At 72.7% G+C, this 19,386-nt stretch carries 14 protein-coding genes and 1 pseudogene; 8 read left to right on the forward strand and 7 right to left on the reverse strand.

All coding sequences use genetic code 11. From position 1 onward, the window contains the following. Window positions 1-445: 445 nt before the first annotated feature. From AB0E14_RS34020 to AB0E14_RS34030, 3 genes are all read right to left on the reverse strand, one after another. Window positions 446-1,600: an ADP-ribosylglycohydrolase family protein gene (locus AB0E14_RS34020; protein WP_362427331.1), complete on the reverse strand. Its 1,155-nt coding sequence runs from the start codon at window positions 1,598-1,600 to the stop codon at window positions 446-448. Then, the gene (locus AB0E14_RS34025) at window positions 1,575-2,789 is read right to left on the reverse strand and encodes an ADP-ribosylglycohydrolase family protein (protein WP_362427395.1); all 1,215 of its coding nucleotides are present in this window, start codon (window positions 2,787-2,789) and stop codon (window positions 1,575-1,577) included. The genes AB0E14_RS34020 and AB0E14_RS34025 overlap by 26 nt, the downstream gene beginning before the upstream one ends. 86 nt (window positions 2,790-2,875) lie before the next feature. Next, a complete protein-coding gene (locus tag AB0E14_RS34030) occupies window positions 2,876-3,886 on the reverse strand; it encodes an ADP-ribosylglycohydrolase family protein (RefSeq protein WP_362427334.1) in 1,011 nt (336 codons plus the stop codon). A gap of 231 nt (window positions 3,887-4,117) precedes the next feature. Between AB0E14_RS34030 and AB0E14_RS34035 the strand changes: the two genes are divergently transcribed. From AB0E14_RS34035 to AB0E14_RS34045, 3 genes are all read left to right on the forward strand, one after another. Continuing rightward, window positions 4,118-4,846 (forward strand): VIT1/CCC1 transporter family protein, encoded by a 729-nt coding sequence (locus AB0E14_RS34035; RefSeq protein ID WP_362427337.1) that lies wholly within the window; start codon window positions 4,118-4,120, stop codon window positions 4,844-4,846. A gap of 451 nt (window positions 4,847-5,297) precedes the next feature. Next, a complete protein-coding gene (gene gltB, locus AB0E14_RS34040; RefSeq protein ID WP_362427340.1) occupies window positions 5,298-9,857 on the forward strand; it encodes a glutamate synthase large subunit in 4,560 nt (1,519 codons plus the stop codon). Continuing rightward, window positions 9,850-11,310 (forward strand): glutamate synthase subunit beta, encoded by a 1,461-nt coding sequence (locus AB0E14_RS34045; RefSeq protein ID WP_362427343.1) that lies wholly within the window; start codon window positions 9,850-9,852, stop codon window positions 11,308-11,310. The genes gltB and AB0E14_RS34045 overlap by 8 nt, the downstream gene beginning before the upstream one ends. Before the next feature lie 149 nt (window positions 11,311-11,459). On the opposite strand, the gene AB0E14_RS34050 is transcribed toward AB0E14_RS34045, so the two are convergent. Genes AB0E14_RS34050 through AB0E14_RS34060 form a run of 3 tightly spaced genes read right to left on the reverse strand, consistent with a single transcriptional unit; the run spans window position 11,460 to window position 14,175 of the window. Beyond that, window positions 11,460-12,332: an alpha/beta hydrolase gene (locus AB0E14_RS34050; protein ID WP_362427346.1), complete on the reverse strand. Its 873-nt coding sequence runs from the start codon at window positions 12,330-12,332 to the stop codon at window positions 11,460-11,462. After that, window positions 12,329-13,054 carry a glucose 1-dehydrogenase gene (locus AB0E14_RS34055; RefSeq protein WP_362427349.1) on the reverse strand — a complete coding sequence of 242 codons (726 nt, stop codon included), beginning with the start codon at window positions 13,052-13,054 and terminating at the stop codon, window positions 12,329-12,331. Before AB0E14_RS34055 ends, AB0E14_RS34050 begins: the two co-directional genes overlap by 4 nt. Beyond that, on the reverse strand, window positions 13,051-14,175 hold the full coding sequence (locus AB0E14_RS34060; protein WP_362427352.1) for an LLM class flavin-dependent oxidoreductase: 1,125 nt from the start codon (window positions 14,173-14,175) through the stop codon (window positions 13,051-13,053). The genes AB0E14_RS34055 and AB0E14_RS34060 overlap by 4 nt, the downstream gene beginning before the upstream one ends. A 78-nt stretch (window positions 14,176-14,253) precedes the next feature. Between AB0E14_RS34060 and AB0E14_RS34065 the strand changes: the two genes are divergently transcribed. After that, window positions 14,254-14,937: a helix-turn-helix transcriptional regulator gene (locus AB0E14_RS34065; RefSeq protein WP_362427355.1), complete on the forward strand. Its 684-nt coding sequence runs from the start codon at window positions 14,254-14,256 to the stop codon at window positions 14,935-14,937. A gap of 47 nt (window positions 14,938-14,984) precedes the next feature. Here AB0E14_RS34065 and AB0E14_RS34070 read toward each other — a convergent pair. Further along, window positions 14,985-15,398: pseudogene (locus AB0E14_RS34070) on the reverse strand (flavin reductase family protein); the annotation flags it as partial. A gap of 96 nt (window positions 15,399-15,494) precedes the next feature. Between AB0E14_RS34070 and AB0E14_RS34075 the strand changes: the two are divergent. The 4 genes from AB0E14_RS34075 (at window position 15,495) to AB0E14_RS34090 (ending at window position 19,359) form a co-directional block, all read left to right on the forward strand. Then, window positions 15,495-17,102 carry a FadD3 family acyl-CoA ligase gene (locus AB0E14_RS34075; protein ID WP_362427357.1) on the forward strand — a complete coding sequence of 536 codons (1,608 nt, stop codon included), beginning with the start codon at window positions 15,495-15,497 and terminating at the stop codon, window positions 17,100-17,102. Beyond that, window positions 17,099-18,145: an acyl-CoA dehydrogenase family protein gene (locus tag AB0E14_RS34080; RefSeq protein ID WP_362427360.1), complete on the forward strand. Its 1,047-nt coding sequence runs from the start codon at window positions 17,099-17,101 to the stop codon at window positions 18,143-18,145. Before AB0E14_RS34075 ends, AB0E14_RS34080 begins: the two co-directional genes overlap by 4 nt. A gap of 62 nt (window positions 18,146-18,207) precedes the next feature. Next, complete coding sequence (locus AB0E14_RS34085) at window positions 18,208-18,924, forward strand: VWA domain-containing protein (protein ID WP_362427363.1); 717 nt, start codon at window positions 18,208-18,210, stop codon at window positions 18,922-18,924. 54 nt (window positions 18,925-18,978) lie between these two features. Continuing rightward, a complete protein-coding gene (locus AB0E14_RS34090; protein ID WP_362427366.1) occupies window positions 18,979-19,359 on the forward strand; it encodes a VOC family protein in 381 nt (126 codons plus the stop codon). Window positions 19,360-19,386 lie beyond the last annotated feature (27 nt).

Below are 19,386 nucleotides of genomic sequence, written 5' to 3' on the forward strand. Positions count from 1 at the left end.
GGAACCCTGACGGGACCGGGGGCTCCGCCCCCGTCCCCCCGATCCCGCGGCGCTTCGCGCGCGGGGGGTGGGGGGAGGTCCGGGGCGCGCACGGAGCTGGGGGCGGGCCGGGGGCCCTCGCCCGGAGACATGGGGGGCTCCGCGGCGGGCCGTGTCGCGGGCCGGGGGCCCGCGCCTCGCGACGTGGCGGCCGGCGGTGCGGCAGCCATGGGGTCGGGCTCCGGCTCGCTCGTGGGGAGGGTCGCCAGTTCGGTGAGGAGGGTTTCCGCCAGGGGGCGGAGATCCGGACGGGGAGTGGGGGAGGCGCCTGCTGTCGGAGGGGCCGGGGGGCCGCCCGCGGCCTGCCAGCGGGCGGCGATCGCGGTGGCGTCGCGGCCGTCCTCCGCCGCCTGACGGAGTTCGTGGCCGACGAGGTCCTCCGGCTGGACCCAGGTGAGCCGGACGTTCATCGGACGGTCGTCAAGGTCGTGAACGCCGACTCGTGGGCCCGGCGGCGGGCCGTGTCGCGGGCGAAGACCTCGTGCGCGACCGCCGTCAGCGCCCGCGCCGGAGCGTGCAGGTCGAGCCGGCTCGCCTCCGCGACCCGCTTCGCCCACTCGGACGGGATCGCGGACTCGCCGGCCAGCGCGCCCACGATCGCGCCCGCCATCGTCGCGATCGAGTCGCAGTCACGGCCGTAGTTGACCGCGCCGAGGACCGTACGCCGGTAGTCGCCCGCGCCGACGAGCAGCATGCCGAGCGCCACGGGGAGTTCCTCGATCGCGTGCAGGCGCGACGGGCGCCGCGCCCCGAGGCCCGGCGCGCGGTACTCCGCGCCCACCGTGTCGAACGGGGCCACCGCCTTGCGCAGGGGGACGAGCGCCGACTCGAAGTCCGTGTGCCGGGACGCCAGTTCGGCCACCGCCTCGATCGCGGCCCGCGTGCCGTCCTTCGCCAGCGAGAGCGCCGTCGTGACGACCGAGTCCGGCGTCGCCCCCGGCGCGCACGCCGCCGCCACCGCCGCCGCGAACACCCCCGCCGCCTCCCGGCCGTACGAGGACTGGTGCGGGGCAGCGACGTCCAGGGCCTCCGCGTACGCGCCCGCCGGGTTCGCCGCGTTGACCAGCCCGACCGGCGCCATGTACATCGCCGCACCGCAGTTGACGATGTTTCCGCTGCCCGCCTCGCGCGGGTCGACATGGCCGTAGTGGACCCGGGCGACCAGCCATTTCTCCGCGAGGAAGATCCTCTGGAGGGGGAGGGCCTCCGCCTCCAGTTCGGGGATCCAGACCGGGGTCGAGATCAGGTCGGGGACGAGGTGGTCCGCCACCGCGTACGCGTCGAGGTGGTCGCGGACCTTCTCGTACACCCTGATCAGCGCATGGGTCATCAAGGTGTCGTCGGTGACGTGCCCGTCGCCCTTGTGGTACGGCGCGATGGGGCGGGCCGTACGCCAGTCCTCGCCGTTCCAGGGCCCGACGATGCCCGTGACGCGGCCGCCGTGGCGTTCGAGGATCTGGTCCGGGGTGTAGCCCTCGACCGGGCCGCCGAGGGCGTCGCCCACGGCGGCCCCGATCAGGCTTCCGGTGATCCGGTCATCGAGTGGTGGTGTGGGGGTCATGCCGGAATTGTCCACCCCTGGTGGCCAGTTCCGTGGCTCCCAGGAGCCCGGCGAGTTCGACCAGATCCGTGCCCGCGAGGCGGGGGAGCGCACAGCCGGCGAGCGTGCGGCAGGCCTCGCGCCAGGTCGCGGGGAGGGAGGCGGCTCCGCCGAGCGCGCCGGTGAGCGCGCCCACGAGCGCGGGGGCGGAGTCCGCGACACGCGAGAGACAGGCCGCGGCGGGCACGGCCGCGGACGCCTCCCCGCGCGCGGCGAGGGCGAGCGCCAGGGCGACCGGTACGGTCTCGGCGGCGGCGATGCCGTAGCTGTAGACGTGGTCGACGATCTGGTGCTCCAGGAGGGGGACGAGTGCGAAGGCGCTCGTCGCGTCCTGGGCCATCTTGACGGCCTGCTGGGCGTTGCGGCCGATCTCGGTGGCGGGCGGGAGCTGTGCGAGGGCCGCCTCCACCGCCTCGTCGACGGCCGCGCCGCCGACGGCCGCGGCGACGGCGGCGGCCATGGCTCGGGCGCCGTGGACGCCGTCGCCGTCCTGGGTGTACCGGGCGTCGAACTCGGCGAGTTCGGCGGCGGCGGCCGGGTCCCCGGGGTGGACGAGGGCGAGCACGCCTGCGCGGACGCAGGCGGCGTCGTCGAAGTAGTGCGGGTTGTCGTGGCCGGTTGCCGGTGGGCGCAGGCCGGTGGCGAGATTGCCGAGGCCCGCGCGGACGGAGATCCGCGCGCGGAGGGGGAGCACGGCGGACTCCACCTCGGGGGCACGGTCGGCGGCGGCGGCGACCTGGCTCGCGAGGGAGTTCCAGGCGAGGTCGACGGCGGCCCTGAGGCGGCGCTCCGGGGGGAGGCCGGTGAAGAGGGGGCCGGCGGCGGCGAGGACCGCCTCCGCGGTGAAGACCGCCCATTCGGCGTCGTCGGAGGGGCCGAGGCGGAGGGGCTCGGGGGGCTGGTTGAGGGCGATGGGGACGGGGAGGGTGGTGGTGGCGTTCTGTTCGGCGAAGGTGTCGAGTTCGCGGGTGAGGCGCCGGGTCCATTCGGGCATGCGGGCGGCACGGTGCCGGGCGGCGGGCCAGCCGGCGGCGTCGCCCGCGGCGAGCCCGAGGAGCAGGCCCTCGACGGCCTCCCGCCGCGCGGGGGTGGCGGGTCCCGGGGCGGCCCCCTGCGCTCCGCGCGCGGCGGAGGCCCCGTGCTCGGCCATCAGGCCCACGTGGGTGCCGGTCCTGTCCGGGGCACCCGGTCCCGTGTCCGCGCCGGTGGTGACCCGGGAGGTGGGGTCCGTGGTGGTCATGACTGGTCCTCCTCGTCCGCCGTCAGCAGGTCCGCGATGTCCAGGACGTGGTAGCCGCGCATCGACGGGAGGCAGCTGCCCGTGACCGGGGCGATGGCCGTCGCCCACTCCTCCGGGATCGCCGACACCCCCGAGGCCGCGCCCGCGAGGGCGCCCGCCACGGCGGCCGTCGTGTCGGCGTCGCGGCCCATGTTGACCGCGGTCAGGACCGCCGTACGGAAGTCGCCGCGCGCCGCCGCGAACGCCCCGAAGGCGAGGCCCACGGCTTCGGGTGCCAGGTCCGTCCAGGGGTAGCCGCCGATGACGACCGCCGAGCGGACCGCGCGTTCGCGCAGCAGCGGGTCCGGTTCGACCCGCCCGGCCGCGACCACCGCGCGGCGCAGCGAGCGCGCCGTCCACGAGTCCATCGGGACCACCGAGAGGGCCGCCGCGATGACCGAGGTCACCGACGCGCCGCCCATCGCCGCCGCCACGCCCGCGGCGACCGCCTGGCCGCCGTAGATGCCCTCGCCGTCGTGGCTGACCGTGCCGTCGATCGCGACCAGCCGGGCCGCCTCCGCGGGGCGGCCCGCCGCGAAGACCCCGAAGGGCGCGGCCCGCATCGCCAGGCCGTCCGACCACGCGTGCCGGTGCTGGGCCGAGATCGGCGCGGCGAGGCCCCGGCGGAGGTTCTCCAGGGTGCCGCGCTCGCTGAAACCCGCGCCGCGGAAGGGGCCTTCGTCCAGGTCCGCGATCCAGTGGTGCCAGGCCCGTTCCACGTGCTGGACCGTCAGCGCCGAGCCGTGCCGGGCGAGCAGCAGCCCCGAGAAGATCGCGTACTCGGTGTCGTCCGTGCCCGCCGGACGGTCCGTCACGAAGCCCTCGATCCGGCCCCATCGGCGGCGGATCTCCGACGGGCGCATGTTCTCGGCGGGCGCCCCGAGCGCGTCACCGACCGCGAGGCCGAGGAGCGCGCCCCTCGCGCGCTCGCGCGTATCGCATGCAATCGTTCCCGTCTCGCTCACCATCTCGCACCCCTTTCGCGGTTCCTGGATCTGTGCCACGAGAGGGGGGTGATGACGTCGAAGAAACGTCTCTGTCACCCGGCTGACACCCCGCCAGAAAGCCCTGGGAGCAGCAAGGTCAGCCTTACTAAGTACGGCCTGCCTTGCTGGCGCGCCCCTTACATCGCGCGTATTTTCGAAGGTGTTGGGGGCGGCGGGTGCGACCCGGCCCGCCGGACGGAACAGGGGAGAAGCATGTCCATCATCGAAGCCCAGGCGCCACTGCACGAAGCCCACCGCGACAACCACACGCACCGCGATGTGAACGGCGGCTGGCTGCGCCCCGCGGTCTTCGGCGCGATGGACGGACTGGTCTCCAACCTCGCCCTGATGACCGGTGTCGCGGGCGGCGCGGTCTCGCAGCAGACCATCGTCATCACCGGCCTCGCCGGACTCGCGGCGGGCGCCTTCTCGATGGCGGCCGGCGAGTACACCTCCGTCGCCTCGCAGCGCGAACTCGTCCAGGCGGAGCTGGACGTCGAGCGGCGCCAGCTGCGCAAGCACCCGGTCGACGAGATGGAGGAGCTCGCCGCGCTCTACGTGTCGCGCGGTGTCGAGCCCGCGCTCGCCCGCGAGGTCGCGATGCAGCTCTCCCGCGACCCGGAGCAGGCCCTGGAGATCCACGCCCGCGAGGAGCTGGGGATCGACCCCGACGACCTGCCCTCGCCGACGGTGGCCGCCGTGTCCTCGTTCGCCTCGTTCGCGCTCGGCGCCCTGCTGCCCGTGCTGCCGTACCTGCTCGGTGCGACCGCCCTGTGGCCGGCCGTGCTGCTCGCGCTCCTCGGCCTCTTCGCCTGCGGGGCGCTGGTGGCCCGGGTGACCGCCCGCAGCTGGTGGTTCAGCGGTCTGCGCCAGCTGGTGCTCGGCGGCGCCGCCGCGGCCGTCACCTACGGGCTCGGCATGCTCTTCGGTGCCGCGCTCTGACCTGCGTACCCCTCCTTCGAAGGCCCTCGCCCTGCGGCGGGGGCCTTCGGCGTGCATCCTGGCTGTGACGTATATCCCCTGGGCGGATCGGGCGCCCGGTGAGACACTATGCACAGCGCGACATATGTAGCCGTTACTCGGCGGTTTCAACGGCTTAACCGCCGGGCATGAGGCGTAAGCGCCGCGGGCAATGAGGCTCGCTCTGCGAAGGGTCGTCCGACCCCCCCCTGAGATCCATAGCGATTACCCCGAGATCCACCTTGAGGCACGCGTGTTCGCGTGTGTTCACGCGTGAACCACCATCACCGCTCCGTGTCAGCGGTGTCCGCATGTTGGAATGAGCTATCCACTTCGCGAGAAGCCAGCCATCATGTAACCTGCACGAAATTTCGCGGAGGGCCAACGTCGTCCCTCGGCAGCTGCATATGCCACGACGACGACGGGAGAGCCGATGCGTTCCGACGCCTGGTCGCCCATGGACGGTCGCCCCGCTCCGCAGGGGATGTACGACCCCCGTAACGAACACGACGCCTGTGGTGTCGGGTTCGTGGCCACCCTGACCGGTGTTGCCAGCCACGCGCTGGTCGAGCAGGCGCTGACCGTACTGCGCAATCTGGAGCACCGCGGCGCCACCGGCTCCGAGCCCGACTCCGGTGACGGTGCCGGCATCCTCCTCCAGGTCCCGGACGCCTTCCTGCGCGAGGTCACCGACTTCGACCTCCCCGCCGCCGGCTCCTACGCCGTCGGTATCGCCTTCCTCCCTGCCGACGGCTCCGCACAGGCCGTCTCGCAGATCGAGACGATCGCGTCCGAGGAGGGTCTGAACGTCCTCGGCTGGCGTGACGTCCCCGTCGCCCCCGAGCTGCTCGGCGCCTCCGCCCGCGCCACCATGCCGGTCTTCCGCCAGCTCTTCGTCGCCGACGGCAGCAGCGAGGGCATCGCCCTCGACCGCAAGGCCTTCGTGCTGCGCAAGCGCTCCGAGCGCGAGGCCGGGACGTACTTCCCCTCGCTCTCCGCCCGCACCATCGTCTACAAGGGCATGCTGACCACCGGCCAGCTGGAGCCCTTCTTCCCGGACCTGTCGGACCGCCGCTGCGCCACCGCCGTGGCCCTGGTCCACTCCCGGTTCTCCACCAACACCTTCCCGAGCTGGCCGCTGGCCCACCCGTACCGCTTCGTCGCGCACAACGGCGAGATCAACACGGTCAAGGGCAACCGCAACTGGATGACGGCCCGCGAGGCCCAGCTCGCCTCGGACGTCTTCGGCGAGGGCTCGCTGGAGCGGATCTTCCCGGTCTGCACCCCGGACGCCTCCGACTCCGCCTCCTTCGACGAGGTCCTGGAGCTGCTCCACCTCGGCGGGCGTTCCCTGCCGCACAGCGTCCTGATGATGGTCCCCGAGGCGTGGGAGAACCACGACTCCATGGACCCGGCCCGGCGCGCCTTCTACCAGTACCACTCCACGATGATGGAGCCCTGGGACGGCCCGGCCTGTGTCACCTTCACCGACGGCACCCAGGTCGGCGCGGTCCTCGACCGCAACGGTCTGCGCCCCGGCCGCTACTGGGTCACCGACGAGGGCCTCGTCGTCCTCTCCTCCGAGGTCGGCGTCCTCGACATCGACCCCGCCAAGGTCGTCCGCAAGGGCCGCCTCCAGCCCGGCAAGATGTTCCTCGTCGACACCGCCGAGCACCGGATCATCGAGGACGACGAGATCAAGGCCGGCCTCGCCGCCGAGAAGCCGTACGCCGAGTGGCTGGAGACCGGGGAGATCGAGCTCTCCGACCTCCCCGAGCGCGAGCACATCGTGCACACCCACGCCTCGGTCACCCGCCGCCAGCAGACCTTCGGCTACACCGAGGAAGAGCTGCGCGTCATCCTCGCCCCGATGGCCCGCACCGGCGGCGAGCCGCTCGGCTCCATGGGCACGGACTCGCCGATCGCGGCCCTGTCCGAGCGCCCCCGGTTGCTCTTCGACTACTTCACCCAGCTCTTCGCGCAGGTCACCAACCCGCCGCTGGACGCCATCCGCGAGGAGCTCGTCACCTCGCTGCACTCCTCGCTGGGCCCGCAGGGCAACCTGCTGGAGCCGACCGCCGCCTCGTGTCGCAGCGTCACCCTGCCCTTCCCGGTGATCGACAACGACGAGCTGGCCAAGCTCATCCACATCAACGCCGACGGCGACATGCCCGGGATGAAGGCCGCGACCCTCTCCGGCCTGTACCGGGTCTCCGGCGGCGGCGACGCGCTCGCCGCCCGCATCGAGGAGATCTGCGCCGAGACCGACGCGGCGATCGAGGGCGGCGCGCACCTGCTCGTCCTCTCCGACCGGCACTCCGACGCCGAGCACGCGCCGATCCCGTCGCTGCTGCTCACCGCGGCCGTCCACCACCACCTCATCCGTACCAAGCAGCGCACCAAGGTGGGCCTGCTCGTCGAGGCCGGCGACGTCCGCGAGGTCCACCACGTGGCCCTCCTCATCGGCTACGGCGCCGCCGCGGTCAACCCGTACCTGGCGATGGAGTCCGTCGAGGACCTGGTCCGCGCCGGCACCTTCATCGAGGGCCTGGAGCCCGAGCAGGCCATCCGCAACCTGATCTACGCGCTCGGCAAGGGCGTCCTCAAGGTCATGTCCAAGATGGGCATCTCGACCGTCGCCTCCTACCGCGGCGCCCAGGTCTTCGAGGCTGTCGGCCTCGACACCGCCTTCGTCGAGAAGTACTTCAACGGCACCGCCACCAAGATCGGCGGCGCGGGCCTCGACGTCATCGCCAAGGAGGTCGCCGCCCGGCACGCCAAGGCGTACCCGGCCTCCGGCGTCCCCTCCGCGCACCGCGCGCTCGAGATCGGCGGCGAGTACCAGTGGCGCCGCGAGGGCGAGCCGCACCTGTTCGACCCGGAGACCGTCTTCCGCCTGCAGCACGCCACGCGCAACAAGCGGTACGACATCTTCAAGAAGTACACGGACCGGGTGAACGAGCAGTCCGAGCGCCTGATGACGCTCCGCGGCCTGTTCGGCTTCACCTCCGACCGCCCGTCGATCTCCATCGACGAGGTCGAGCCGGTCTCCGAGATCGTCAAGCGGTTCTCCACCGGCGCCATGTCGTACGGCTCCATCTCCCGCGAGGCGCACGAGACCCTCGCCATCGCCATGAACCAGCTGGGCGGCAAGTCCAACACCGGTGAGGGCGGCGAGGACCCGGACCGCCTCTACGACCCGGCGCGCCGCTCCGCGATCAAGCAGGTCGCCTCCGGCCGCTTCGGCGTCACGAGCGAGTACCTGGTCAACGCGGACGACATCCAGATCAAGATGGCCCAGGGCGCCAAGCCCGGCGAGGGCGGCCAGCTGCCCGGCCACAAGGTCTACCCGTGGGTCGCCAAGACCCGGCACTCCACCCCGGGCGTCGGCCTGATCTCCCCGCCGCCGCACCACGACATCTACTCCATCGAGGACCTGGCTCAGCTGATCCACGACCTCAAGAACGCCAACCCGGCCGCCCGCATCCACGTGAAGCTGGTGTCCGAGGTCGGCGTCGGCACGGTCGCCGCCGGTGTCTCCAAGGCGCACGCGGACGTCGTCCTGATCTCCGGCCACGACGGCGGTACGGGCGCCTCCCCGCTCACCTCGCTGAAGCACGCGGGCGGTCCCTGGGAGCTCGGCCTCGCCGAGACCCAGCAGACGCTGCTGCTCAACGGCCTGCGCGACCGGATCGTCGTGCAGACCGACGGCCAGCTCAAGACCGGCCGTGACGTCGTCATCGCCGCGCTGCTCGGCGCCGAGGAGTTCGGTTTCGCGACCGCGCCGCTCGTCGTCTCCGGCTGCGTCATGATGCGCGTCTGCCACCTGGACACCTGCCCGGTCGGCATCGCCACGCAGAACCCGGTCCTGCGCGACCGCTTCTCCGGCAAGGCCGAGTACGTCGTCAACTTCTTCGAGTTCATCGCCGAGGAGGTCCGCGAGCTCCTCGCCGAGCTGGGCTTCCGTACGCTCGAAGAGGCCGTCGGCCACGCCGAGCTGCTCGACACCAGCCGCGCCGTGACGCACTGGAAGGCGCAGGGCCTGGACCTGGCCCCGCTCTTCCACGTGCCCGAGCTGCCGGAGGGCGCGGTCCGCCACGCCCTCATCGAGCAGGACCACGGTCTGGAGAAGGCCCTCGACAACGAGCTGATCGAGCTCGCCGCCGAGGCGCTGGGCGCGGCGACGGCCGAGGAGGCCCAGCCGGTCCGGGCGCAGGTCGCGATCCGCAACATCAACCGGACGGTCGGCACCATGCTCGGCCACGAGGTGACGAAGCGGTTCGGCGGCGCGGGACTGCCGGCCGACACCATCGACATCACCTTCACCGGCTCCGCCGGCCAGTCGTTCGGCGCCTTCCTGCCGGCCGGTGTCACGCTCCGCCTGGAGGGCGACGCCAACGACTACGTCGGCAAGGGCCTCTCCGGCGGCCGGGTCGTGGTCCGCCCGGACCGCGGCGCCGACCACCTGGCCGAGTACTCGACCATCGCCGGCAACACCATCGGGTACGGAGCGACCGGCGGCGAGCTGTTCCTGCGCGGCCGCACCGGCGAGCGCTTCTGCGTCCGCAACTCCGGCGCGCTGGTCGTCTCGGAGGGCGTGGGCGACCACGGCTGCGAGTACATGACCGGTGGTACGGCCGTCGTCCTCGGCGAGACGGGCCGCAACTTCGCGGCCGGCATGTCGGGCGGCGTCGCGTACGTCGTCGACCTCGACCGGGACAACGTCAACTCCGGGAACCTGTCCGCCGTCGAGGCGCTCGACGACTCCGACAAGCAGTGGCTGCACGACGTCGTGCGCCGCCACCACGAGGAAACCGGCTCGACGGTTGCCGAGAAGCTCCTTGCCGACTGGACCGCGAACGCGGACCGGTTCAGCAAGATCATCCCGTCCACGTACAAGGCAGTGCTCGCCGCCAAGGACGCCGCTGAGCTCGCCGGTCTCTCCGAGGCCGAGACCACCGAGAAGATGATGGAGGCGGCGACCCATGGCTGACCCCAAGGGCTTCCTGACCACCGGGCGCGAGGTCGCCAAGACCCGCCCGGTGGGCGAGCGAGTCAGGGACTGGAACGAGGTCTACGTTCCCGGCTCCCTGCTGCCGATCATCAGCAAGCAGGCCGGCCGCTGCATGGACTGCGGCATCCCGTTCTGCCACAACGGCTGCCCGCTCGGGAACCTGATCCCCGAGTGGAACGACTACGCCTACCGTGAGGACTGGGCGCAGGCGAGCGAGCGGCTGCACGCGACGAACAACTTCCCGGAGTTCACCGGCCGTCTGTGCCCGGCTCCGTGCGAGGCGGCGTGCGTGCTCGGCATCAACCAGCCGGCCGTCACCATCAAGAACGTCGAAGTCTCCATCATCGACAAGGCGTGGGACTCCAACGACGTCAAGCCGCAGGCGCCGGAGCGCCTGTCGGGCAAGACCGTCGCCGTCGTCGGCTCGGGCCCGGCGGGTCTCGCCGCGGCGCAGCAGCTGACGCGGGCGGGTCACACGGTCGCCGTGTTCGAGCGCGCCGACCGCGTCGGCGGCCTGCTGCGGTACGGCATCCCCGAGTTCAAGATGGAGAAGCGGCACATCAACCGCCGTATCGAGCAGATGCGCGCGGAGGGCACCAAGTTCCGCACGGGTGTCGAGATCGGCCGCGACATCACCGCGACGGACCTGCGCAAGCGGTACGACGCCGTGGTCATCGCCGCGGGCGCGACGACCGCGCGCGACCTGCCGGTGCCGGGCCGGGAGCTGAACGGCATCCACCAGGCGATGGAGTACCTGCCGCTCGCCAACAAGGTCGTCGAGGGTGACTTCGTGGCCCCGCCGATCACGGCCGAGGGCAAGCACGTCGTCGTCATCGGCGGCGGCGACACGGGCGCGGACTGCGTGGGCACCGCCCACCGTCAGGGCGCGGCCTCGGTCACGCAGCTGGAGATCATGCCGCGACCGGGCGAGGACCGGGCGGCCGGCCAGCCCTGGCCGACCTTCCCGATGCTGTACAAGGTCACCTCGGCGCACGAGGAGGGCGGCGAGCGGGTCTACTCCGTCTCCACCACCCACTTCGAGGGCGACGAGGACGGCAACGTCCAGTTCCTGCACCTGGTCGAGGTCGAGTTCGTCGAGGGCAAGCTGACGCAGAAGCCCGGCACGGAGCGGAAGATCCCGGCGCAGCTGGTCACGCTGGCGATGGGCTTCACGGGTACGGACGTGGAGAACGGTCTGGTCGCGCAGTTTGGTCTAGACCTCGATGAGCGGGGTAACATCGCCCGTGACGCGGACTTCGCCACCAACGTCGGTGGTGTGTTCGTGGCCGGTGACGCCGGCCGCGGCCAGTCGCTGATCGTCTGGGCGATCGCCGAGGGCCGCTCGGCCGCCCGCGGAGTCGACCGCTTCCTGACGGGCGCGAGCGACCTCCCGGCCCCGATCCGCCCGACGGACCGAGCCCTGACGGTCTGACCGTCCCGTCCCCAGGACGTCCCGTACAACGACGTACGGAACTGAGCGCGGCGCCCCCCGAATGTCCCCGACCGGACGACTGGGAGGGCGCCGCGGCGCGTTCGCCTTCGCAGGGGCGGTGGCCTCGCCAGGGCCGTACGCGTCCGGAGTCACCCGGTCACGTCGGTCACCCAGGCCGCCGCTCCGGCCAGGGCGTTCTCCGCTTCCGGTAGGACGCCCCGGGCGCCCAGGAAGCCGTGGAAGACGCCCGTGTGCAGGTGTACCCGGGCCTCGACGCCGGCCGAGGAGAGGCGGCGGGCGTAGGACAGGCCCTCGTCGCGCAGGACGTCGCAGTCGGCGAGGACCAGGAGGGCGGGCGGGAGGGCGGTGAGGTCGGGGGCCAGGCCGGGGGAGGCCGCGACCGGGTCGCCGTCCGGGCCGACGTACTGCTCCCAGTACCAGCGCATATGGGCCTCGGTGTGGAAGAAGCCCTCGGCGTACGCCTCGGCCGAGGGCGTGTCCAGGCGGTGGTCCAGGGCCGGGTAGAAGAGGAGCTGGCCCGCGACCGGCGGGCCGCCCGCGTCCCGGGCGCGCAGGGCCGCCCCCGCCGCGAGGTTGCCGCCGCTGGAGTCGCCCGCCACGAGCAGCGGGCCGCCGTACCGCTCGGCCGCCCACTCCACGACCGCGTACACGTCGTCCTCGGCGGCCGGGAAGCGGTGCTCGGGGGCGCGCCGGTAGTCCACGGAGACCACGGACGCGCCCGTACGGGACGCCAGTTCGCGGCAGAGGCCGTCGTGCGTGTCCAGGTCGCACAGGACCCAGCCGCCACCGTGCGCGAAGACGATCACCGGAGCACCTGCGCTCGCGGGCGGGCCGTACAGGCGGACCCGTACGCCGTGCGCCGTCTCCTCCCGGGGCGGCGGGATCTCCCGTACGCCCGCTCGTGCCGCCGCCCGCAGCGCTTCCGGGGAGCCCGGCCCGGGGAAGCCCGCCGACATGGCCTCGACCAGGGTCCGGGCCGTCGGGGTCAGGGGATCCGTCATCCGGTCGTCAGCCCCCCGTCCACCGTGAACTCCGCGCCCGTGATGTACGAGGACGCGTCCGAGACCAGGAAGGCGATCAGGCCCCCGACCTCCTCCGCCCGGCCCATCCGCCCGAGCGGGACGTGCGACCAGTCCCGGTCGGCCACCTCCGCCACCATCGGTGTGTCGACCGCCCCCGGGTGCACCGAGTTGACGCGGATGCCGTGCCGCGCCAGGTCCAGGGCGGAGGAGCGGGTCAGCCCGCGCAGGCCGAACTTGCTCGCACCGTACGCCGCGTGCCCGGGTATGCCGACCAGGCCGGCCGTCGACGAGACGTTCACGACCGAACCGCCGCCCGCCTCGCGCAGCGCGGGCACGACCGCCTGGATGCCCAGGAAGGGCCCCAACAGGTTGACGCGGAGCAGGAGTTCGAAGTTCTCGTACGTCTCCGACTCCACCGGCGCGGTCCGCCACAGCGCCGCGTTGTTGACCAGCGCGTCCACCCGGCCGTACGCCGCGAGGGCACCCTCGACGACCTCCCGCCAGTCCTCCGCCGAGGTCACGTCGTGACGGACGAACACCCCGGCGTCGCCCAGCTCCGCCGCGACCGCCCGGCCCTCCTCCTCCCGTACGTCGGTCAGCACGACCCGCGCGCCCGCTCCGGCCAGGAGCCGGGCCTCCGCCGCCCCCTGGCCGCGCGCCGCGCCCGTCACGATCACGGACTTGCCGGCGAGCGCGCTCACTTGGCCTCCAGTGCGCGGAAGTGCGGGATGACCTTCTCGCCCCACTGCCGGATGGTCTCCATGCAGACCTCCTGGGGGACCGTGCCCATCTGGATCAGGCACATCACCTCGTCGACCCCGATCTCGCGGAGCTGCTCCACGTAGGCGATGGCGGTGTCGGCGTCCCCGTAGGCGTGGTCGGTGTTGTACGTGCCGGTGTCGACCGGGCGGGCCGGGATGTTCGCCTCGTGGAGCCGGGCGACCAGCTCCTCACGCTGCCGTTCGAGCGCGCCCGTGTGGTCCTCCTCCTCCGCGTAGCCGGTGGGGGCGGGGGCGTTGCCGTACCAGTGGGCGATCGACTCGGCGAAGAAGCGCTGGCCGCGCGTGCCGAGCCGGAGCGCGCGGTCGGCGTCGTCCAGGACGATCGTCGGGCACAGCGCCGAGAAGTGGTCGTTGACCTCGGAGGAGACCAGCCGGGAGCCGTCGCGTACGGCGATGGCCTCGTCGTACACCTTGCGCATCGCGCGCACGTCGTCGGCGCCGGCGAAGCCCATCACCAGGGCGCCGATGCCGAGTTCGGCGGCGAGCTTGAGGGTGTCGTGCTTCGAGCAGGCCATGAAGAGCGGCGGGTGCGGGTCCTGCACCGGGCGGGGGAGGATCGCGCCCGGTCCGATGTCGATGGAGCCGTGCCACTCGAACTGTTCCTCGCGCCAGGCGTGCGAGAAGATCCGCAGCGCCTCCTCCATCTGCGGATAGGTGTCCTCGGGGCGCACCCCGTACATCCGCATCTCCTGCCGGGTCGCGCCCCGGCCCGCGCCGATGTCCACCCGGCCGCCGCTGAGCACGTCGAGCATCGCGGCGCGCTCGGCCACCCGCACCGGATGCTGGTAGCCGAAGGGCATGGTGACGACGCCGTGGCCGATGCGGATGCGTTCGGTGCGGGCGGCGACCCAGGTCAGGAAGATCTCGGACGCGCTCATGTGCGCGTACTGGGTGAGGGAGTGGTGCTCGACCGCCCAGACGCGGTCGAAGCCCATCTGCTCGGCGTGGACGGCCTGTTCGACGCAGTCGTGGATGACCTGGCGCTCGCGCTCGGGGGTCGGGTCGACGAGCTGGGCCTCGAAGATCATGGAGAACTTCATCTGAACTCCTCTATTTCGAATAGGAATACTTCTAGCAGTCATACCTGGGGTGGGGAAGGGGGTCGTAGACTTCGCTCCGTGGCGGACAAGAAGACGGCAGGTCAGGAAGAGGCTCTGGAACTCCCGGGGTTCCCGGCGACCAGCTGGGCGGTGCTCGGGCTGCTCTCCTTCGGGGAGGAACTGTCCGGCTACGACCTGAAGAAGTGGTCCGACTGGTCGCTGCGCTTCTTCTACTGGAGCCCGTCGTTCAGCCAGATCTACAGCGAGCTGAAGCGGCTGGAGAAGGCCGGTTACGCCACCTCGCGGATGGTCGCCCAGGAGACGGGCAGCCGCGACAAGCGGGTCTACCGGATCACGGACGAGGGGATGGCCGCCGTCCGTACGTGGGCGCGGACCGCGCCCGTGGACCCGCCCGTGCTCAAGCACGGGCCGATGCTGCGGCTCTGGCTCGGGCATCTCCTCGAACCGGAGCGGCAGCGTGAAGTCCTCGCCCGGCACCGGGAGTTCGCCGAGACCATGCGGCTGCGCGCGGCGGCCGACGTGGAGGGGGCGAAGGCCGAGGAGGCGTGGGCGTACCCCACCCTCACCCTCAAGTGGGCCGAGCGGTACTACGCCTCCGAGCGCGATCTGGCGGACGCCATGCTCGCCGACATCGAGGAGCTGGCGAAGGAGCGCGCGCGGGCCGCGGAGGCCGGCGCGGATCGCGGCGTCGATTCCGCCGAGGGCGCGGTCGGGGGCTCTGCCGAGGGCAAGCGGCCGTAGGTGCGGCGGAAGTAGAGCAGCGGGCCGGTGTCCCGGTGCGCGGTGAGCGTGTCGACCCGGCCCAGGGCGATGGCGTGGTCGCCGCCGTCGAGGACGGCGTCGAGCGTGCACTCGATCGTCGCGAGCGCCCCGTCGAGCAGGGGCGCGCCCGCGGCTCCCGGACGCCAGGCCGTGCCGGCGAACTTGTCGCCGCCCGTCACCGCGAACCGGCGGCAGAGCTCCTCCTGGTCGGCCGCGAGCACGTTCACCGCGAAGCGGCCCGCCGCGCGGATGCGCGGCCAGGTCGTCGAGGTGTGCGCCGGGCAGAAGCAGACGAGCGGCGGGTCGAGCGAGACGGACGAGAAGGACTGCACCGCCATGCCGACGGGCCGTCCGTCGGCCGGGTCGCGGGCGGTGATGACGGCGACACCGGTGCAGAAGCCGGCCAGCGCGGCCTTCATGTCGGTCGGATCCGGATCCATGGGACCTCCTGAGGAATGTTCCTACTAGGTATATGCCTAACCGAAACACCTGTGATTGGATACCCGCCACGCTCGCACGTCAAGTAGGGAGGGTCAGTGATCAGCCCCCAGCAAGTGCCACAGCAACTAGCCTGCACCATCGCCGAGTTGCCCGACTGGGCGGCCGCCGCGCACCCCGGACCGGCCCATGAGGCGCTGGTCGGCGGCGGACCCGGCGGAGCCGATGACGGGGTCCGCTGGGGCTTCGCGCGGCTCCGCGACGAGATCGCCGCCGCCGCGCGCGCCGCCCTCGCCCACGGCGTACGGCACGGCGACCGGGTCGCGATCTGGGCCCCCAACAGCCGCCGTTGGATCACCGCCGCACTCGGCGCGGTCGCGGTGGGCGCCGTCCTCGTACCGGTCAACACCCGCTACAAGCCCGCCGAGGCCGCTGACATCGTGCGCCGCAGCGGTGCTCGGTTCCTCCTCACCGAGCACGACTTCCTCGGCACCGACTACGCCGCCGCCCTGCACGGCTCCGGGGAGGACCTCGGGGACCTGCGCTCCACGCTCACCCTGCACGGACCCGACTGGGACCGCTACCTCGCCGCCGGGGCCGCCGTCCCCGACGCCGAGCGGATCGCCCGCGTCGCCGCCGTACGCCCCGACGACCTCTGCGACATCCTCTACACCTCGGGCACCACCGGCCGCTCCAAGGGTGTGATGACCACCCACGGCCAGACCCTGCGCGTCTACACCGACTGGGCCCGGCTCGTCGGACTGCGCGCGGGCGACCGGTACCTGCTGGTCAACCCCTTCTTCCACACCTTCGGCTACAAGGCGGGGGTGCTCGCCTGTCTGCTGACCGGCGCGACCATGCTCCCCGAGGCCGTCTACGACGCCGACCGCGTCCTCGAACGGATCGCCGCCGAACGCGTCACCTGCCTCATGGGGCCGCCGACCGTCTTCCACGGCCTGATCCACCACCCGCGCCGCGCGGCGCACGACCTCTCCGCGCTGCGGCTCGCCGGGACCGGCGCGGCCACCGTCCCCGCGACCCTGGTCGAGGAGATCCGGGAGGAGCTCGGCGCACCCGACGTCTTCACCGCGTACGGGCTCACCGAATCCTGCGGAGTGGTCTCCGTCTGCCCGACGGACGCCGACGCCGAGACCGTCGCCCACACCGTCGGCCTGCCGCTGCCCGGCACCGAGATCCGGATCGCCTCCCCGCTCGGCGCCGTGCTCGGTCCCGGGGAGCCGGGCGAGATCCAGGTCCGCGGCCACCACGTCATGCGCGGCTACCTCGACGAACCCGCGGCCACGGCCGAGGCGGTCCTCGACGGGGGCTGGCTGCGCACCGGCGACATCGGCACCCTGGACGAGCGCGGCTACCTCGCGGTCACCGACCGGCTGAAGGACATGTACGTCGTCGGCGGCTTCAACGCCTACCCGGCCGAGATCGAGCACGTCCTCCTGCGCCACGAGGCCGTGCGGGACGTCGCCGTCGTCGGCGCCCCCGACGCGCGGCTCGGCGAGGTCGGCGTCGCGTTCGTCGTGGCCGACCGCGCCCTCGGCGCGGACGAACTGACCGCCTGGGCCCGCGAACGGCTCGCCAACTTCAAGGTCCCGCGCCGCTTCCTGGTCGTGACCGAACTGCCGCGCAACGCCGGAGGCAAGCTCCTCAAGGGCGACCTGCGGCGCGCGGCGAGAGGAGAGGACGCATGAGGACCACCCCCGAACAGGACGAACTGCGAGCGGCGGTACGGTCCGTGCTCGACCGCCACGCGGGCGCGGCGGCCTGGGCGCCGCTGACCGGACAGATCGGCGTGGCGGCCCTCGCGGTGCCGGAGGCGTACGGCGGACTCGGCTGCGGGCTGCCCGAGATCGCGGTGGTCGCCGAGGAGTTGGGGCGGGCGCTCAGCCCGGTCCCGTTCCTCGGCTCCGCCGTCCTGCCCGTGACCGCCCTCCTCGCCTCGGGTGACTGGGACGCCTGCGCCCGCCTCCTGCCAGGCCTCGCCGAGGGCACCAGGACCGGTGCGCTCGCCTGGGCCGAGGAGGGCGGCTGGGAGGCGGAGTCGCTCACGACGACGGCCGGCGAAGGACCTCGCCTCACCGGCCGCAAGGAGTACGTGCTCGCGCCGTCCGAACGCCCCGACCTGATCCTGGTCTTCGCGAGGGATGCCGACACCCGGCGCCTCTCCCTCTACGAACTCCAGGGCGATGAAGGAGAGTTCACGACGGCCCCCACTCTGGACCGGACCCGCGGCCTCGCCCGGATCCGGCTCGACCGGACGCCCGCCCGGCTCCTGTGCGCCGACGGGGAGGGGGTCCTCGCGCGGGTGCGCGACGTGGCCGTGACCGTCCTCGCCGCCGAGCAGGTCGGAGGTGCCGAACGGGCCCTGCGGGACACGGTCCGGCAGGTCGGCGAGCGCGTCCAGTTCGGCCGGCCCATCGGCTCCTTCCAGGCCGTCAAGCACCGCCTGGCCGACCTGTACACCGCCGTCGAGTCCGCCCGCTCCCTCGCCCTGGCCGCCGCCCACGCCGACGCCGAACCCCTCGCCGCGGCGGCGGCCCGGACGGTGTGCTCGGAGACGTACCGGACGGTCGCGGGGGAGATGATCCAGCTCCACGGCGGGATCGGCGTGACCTGGGAACACCCGGCGCACGACCACCTCAAACGCGCCCACCAGAGCGCCCACCTCTTCGGCCCGCCCGCCGCGCACCGGGCCCGGCTCGCCGCCGCGCTCGGGCTCGTCCCGTCCCCCTGATCCCGTACGCTCGGCACTCCGAGGGGAAAGGCGTCCCCTCGGAAGGGGGAGGGGAGCCGTCCGTGGGAGTGAGTCTGCGCAAGGTCGAGGAGACCGCGCCGGCGCTGGTGAGCCTGTACAAGTCGGCGGGCATCTCGCTGCGCAAGCACGGCATGGACGGGCAGCGGGTGGCCGTCTACCTGGTGCTCGACTACTCGGGTTCCATGAAGCCGTACTACAAGGACGGCAGTGTGCAGGCGCTGGCCGACCGCGTGCTGGGGCTCTCGGCCAACCTGGACGACGACGGGCGGGTGCCGGTGGTGTTCTTCTCCACCGACATCGACGCCGAGACGAGCATCGAACTCGCCGACCACCAGGGGCGGATCGACCGGATCGTCGCCGGGCTCGGCCACATGGGCAAGACCAGCTACCACCTGGCGATGGACGCGGTCATCGACCACTACCTCGACAGCGGCGCCACCGTCCCCGCGCTCGTCGTCTTCCAGACGGACGGCGGTCCGATCAACAAGCTCGCCGCCGAGCGGTACTTGTGCAAGGCCGCCGAGCTGCCGCTCTTCTGGCAGTTCATCGGCTTCGGCGACCCGGGCAGCCGGCAGTTCGAATTCCTGCGCAAACTGGACGAGTTGGCGGTCCCGCAGAAGCGCTCCGTCGACAACGCCGGCTTCTTCCACGCGGGCCAGGACCCGCGCACGGTCCCGGACGCCGAGCTGTACGACCGGATCGTCGCCGAGTTCCCCGCCTGGCTCGCCGCCGCCCGGGCGCGGTCCATCGTCCGGTGACGGCGGGCCGGAAAACCCCGGCCGACGCGGAGTCGATCATGTGATAGTGGGCTCATGGCCTCTCTTGTGCGACACGTGACGATCGACTGTTCCGACGCCTACGCCCTGGCGACCTTCTGGGCCGCCGCCCTCGACTCCAAGGTCTCCGACGACGACCGGCCCGGTGACCCCGAGGCGCTGGTCGAGACCGTCGGCGGTGGACTGCTCTTCATCCAGGTCCCGGAAGGGAAGACGGTCAAGAACCGCGTCCACCTCGACCTCCAGCCGCAGGACCGCAGCCGTGACGAGGAGGTCGAGCGGCTGCTCGGGCTCGGCGCCACGGTCTTCGAGGACCACCGGAAGCCGGACGGCACGGGGTGGGCGACGCTGCTCGACCCCGAGGGCAACGAGTTCTGCGTCGAGCGCAGCCGGGCGGAGCGGGACGCCACGGCGTGATCCGGGAAGTCACGGAGTAATCCAGAC

The sequence above is a fragment of the Streptomyces sp. NPDC047981 genome, assembly GCF_040653315.1.
GTDB lineage: Bacteria > Actinomycetota > Actinomycetes > Streptomycetales > Streptomycetaceae > Streptomyces.

Bases quoted from the DNA above. Each gene is read 5' to 3' on its own strand.
- AB0E14_RS34020 (WP_362427331.1), bottom strand. From the start codon at position 1,600: ATGACCCCCACACCACCACTCGATGACCGGATCACCGGAAGCCTGATC.
- AB0E14_RS34025 (WP_362427395.1), bottom strand. From the start codon at position 2,789: ATGGCCGAGCACGGGGCCTCCGCCGCGCGCGGAGCGCAGGGGGCCGCC.
- AB0E14_RS34030 (WP_362427334.1), bottom strand. From the start codon at position 3,886: ATGGTGAGCGAGACGGGAACGATTGCATGCGATACGCGCGAGCGCGCG.
- AB0E14_RS34035 (WP_362427337.1), top strand. From the start codon at position 4,118: ATGTCCATCATCGAAGCCCAGGCGCCACTGCACGAAGCCCACCGCGAC.
- gltB (WP_362427340.1), top strand. From the start codon at position 5,298: ATGCGTTCCGACGCCTGGTCGCCCATGGACGGTCGCCCCGCTCCGCAG.
- AB0E14_RS34045 (WP_362427343.1), top strand. From the start codon at position 9,850: ATGGCTGACCCCAAGGGCTTCCTGACCACCGGGCGCGAGGTCGCCAAG.
- AB0E14_RS34050 (WP_362427346.1), bottom strand. From the start codon at position 12,332: ATGACGGATCCCCTGACCCCGACGGCCCGGACCCTGGTCGAGGCCATG.
- AB0E14_RS34060 (WP_362427352.1), bottom strand. From the start codon at position 14,175: ATGAAGTTCTCCATGATCTTCGAGGCCCAGCTCGTCGACCCGACCCCC.
- AB0E14_RS34080 (WP_362427360.1), top strand. From the start codon at position 17,099: ATGAGGACCACCCCCGAACAGGACGAACTGCGAGCGGCGGTACGGTCC.
- AB0E14_RS34090 (WP_362427366.1), top strand. From the start codon at position 18,979: ATGGCCTCTCTTGTGCGACACGTGACGATCGACTGTTCCGACGCCTAC.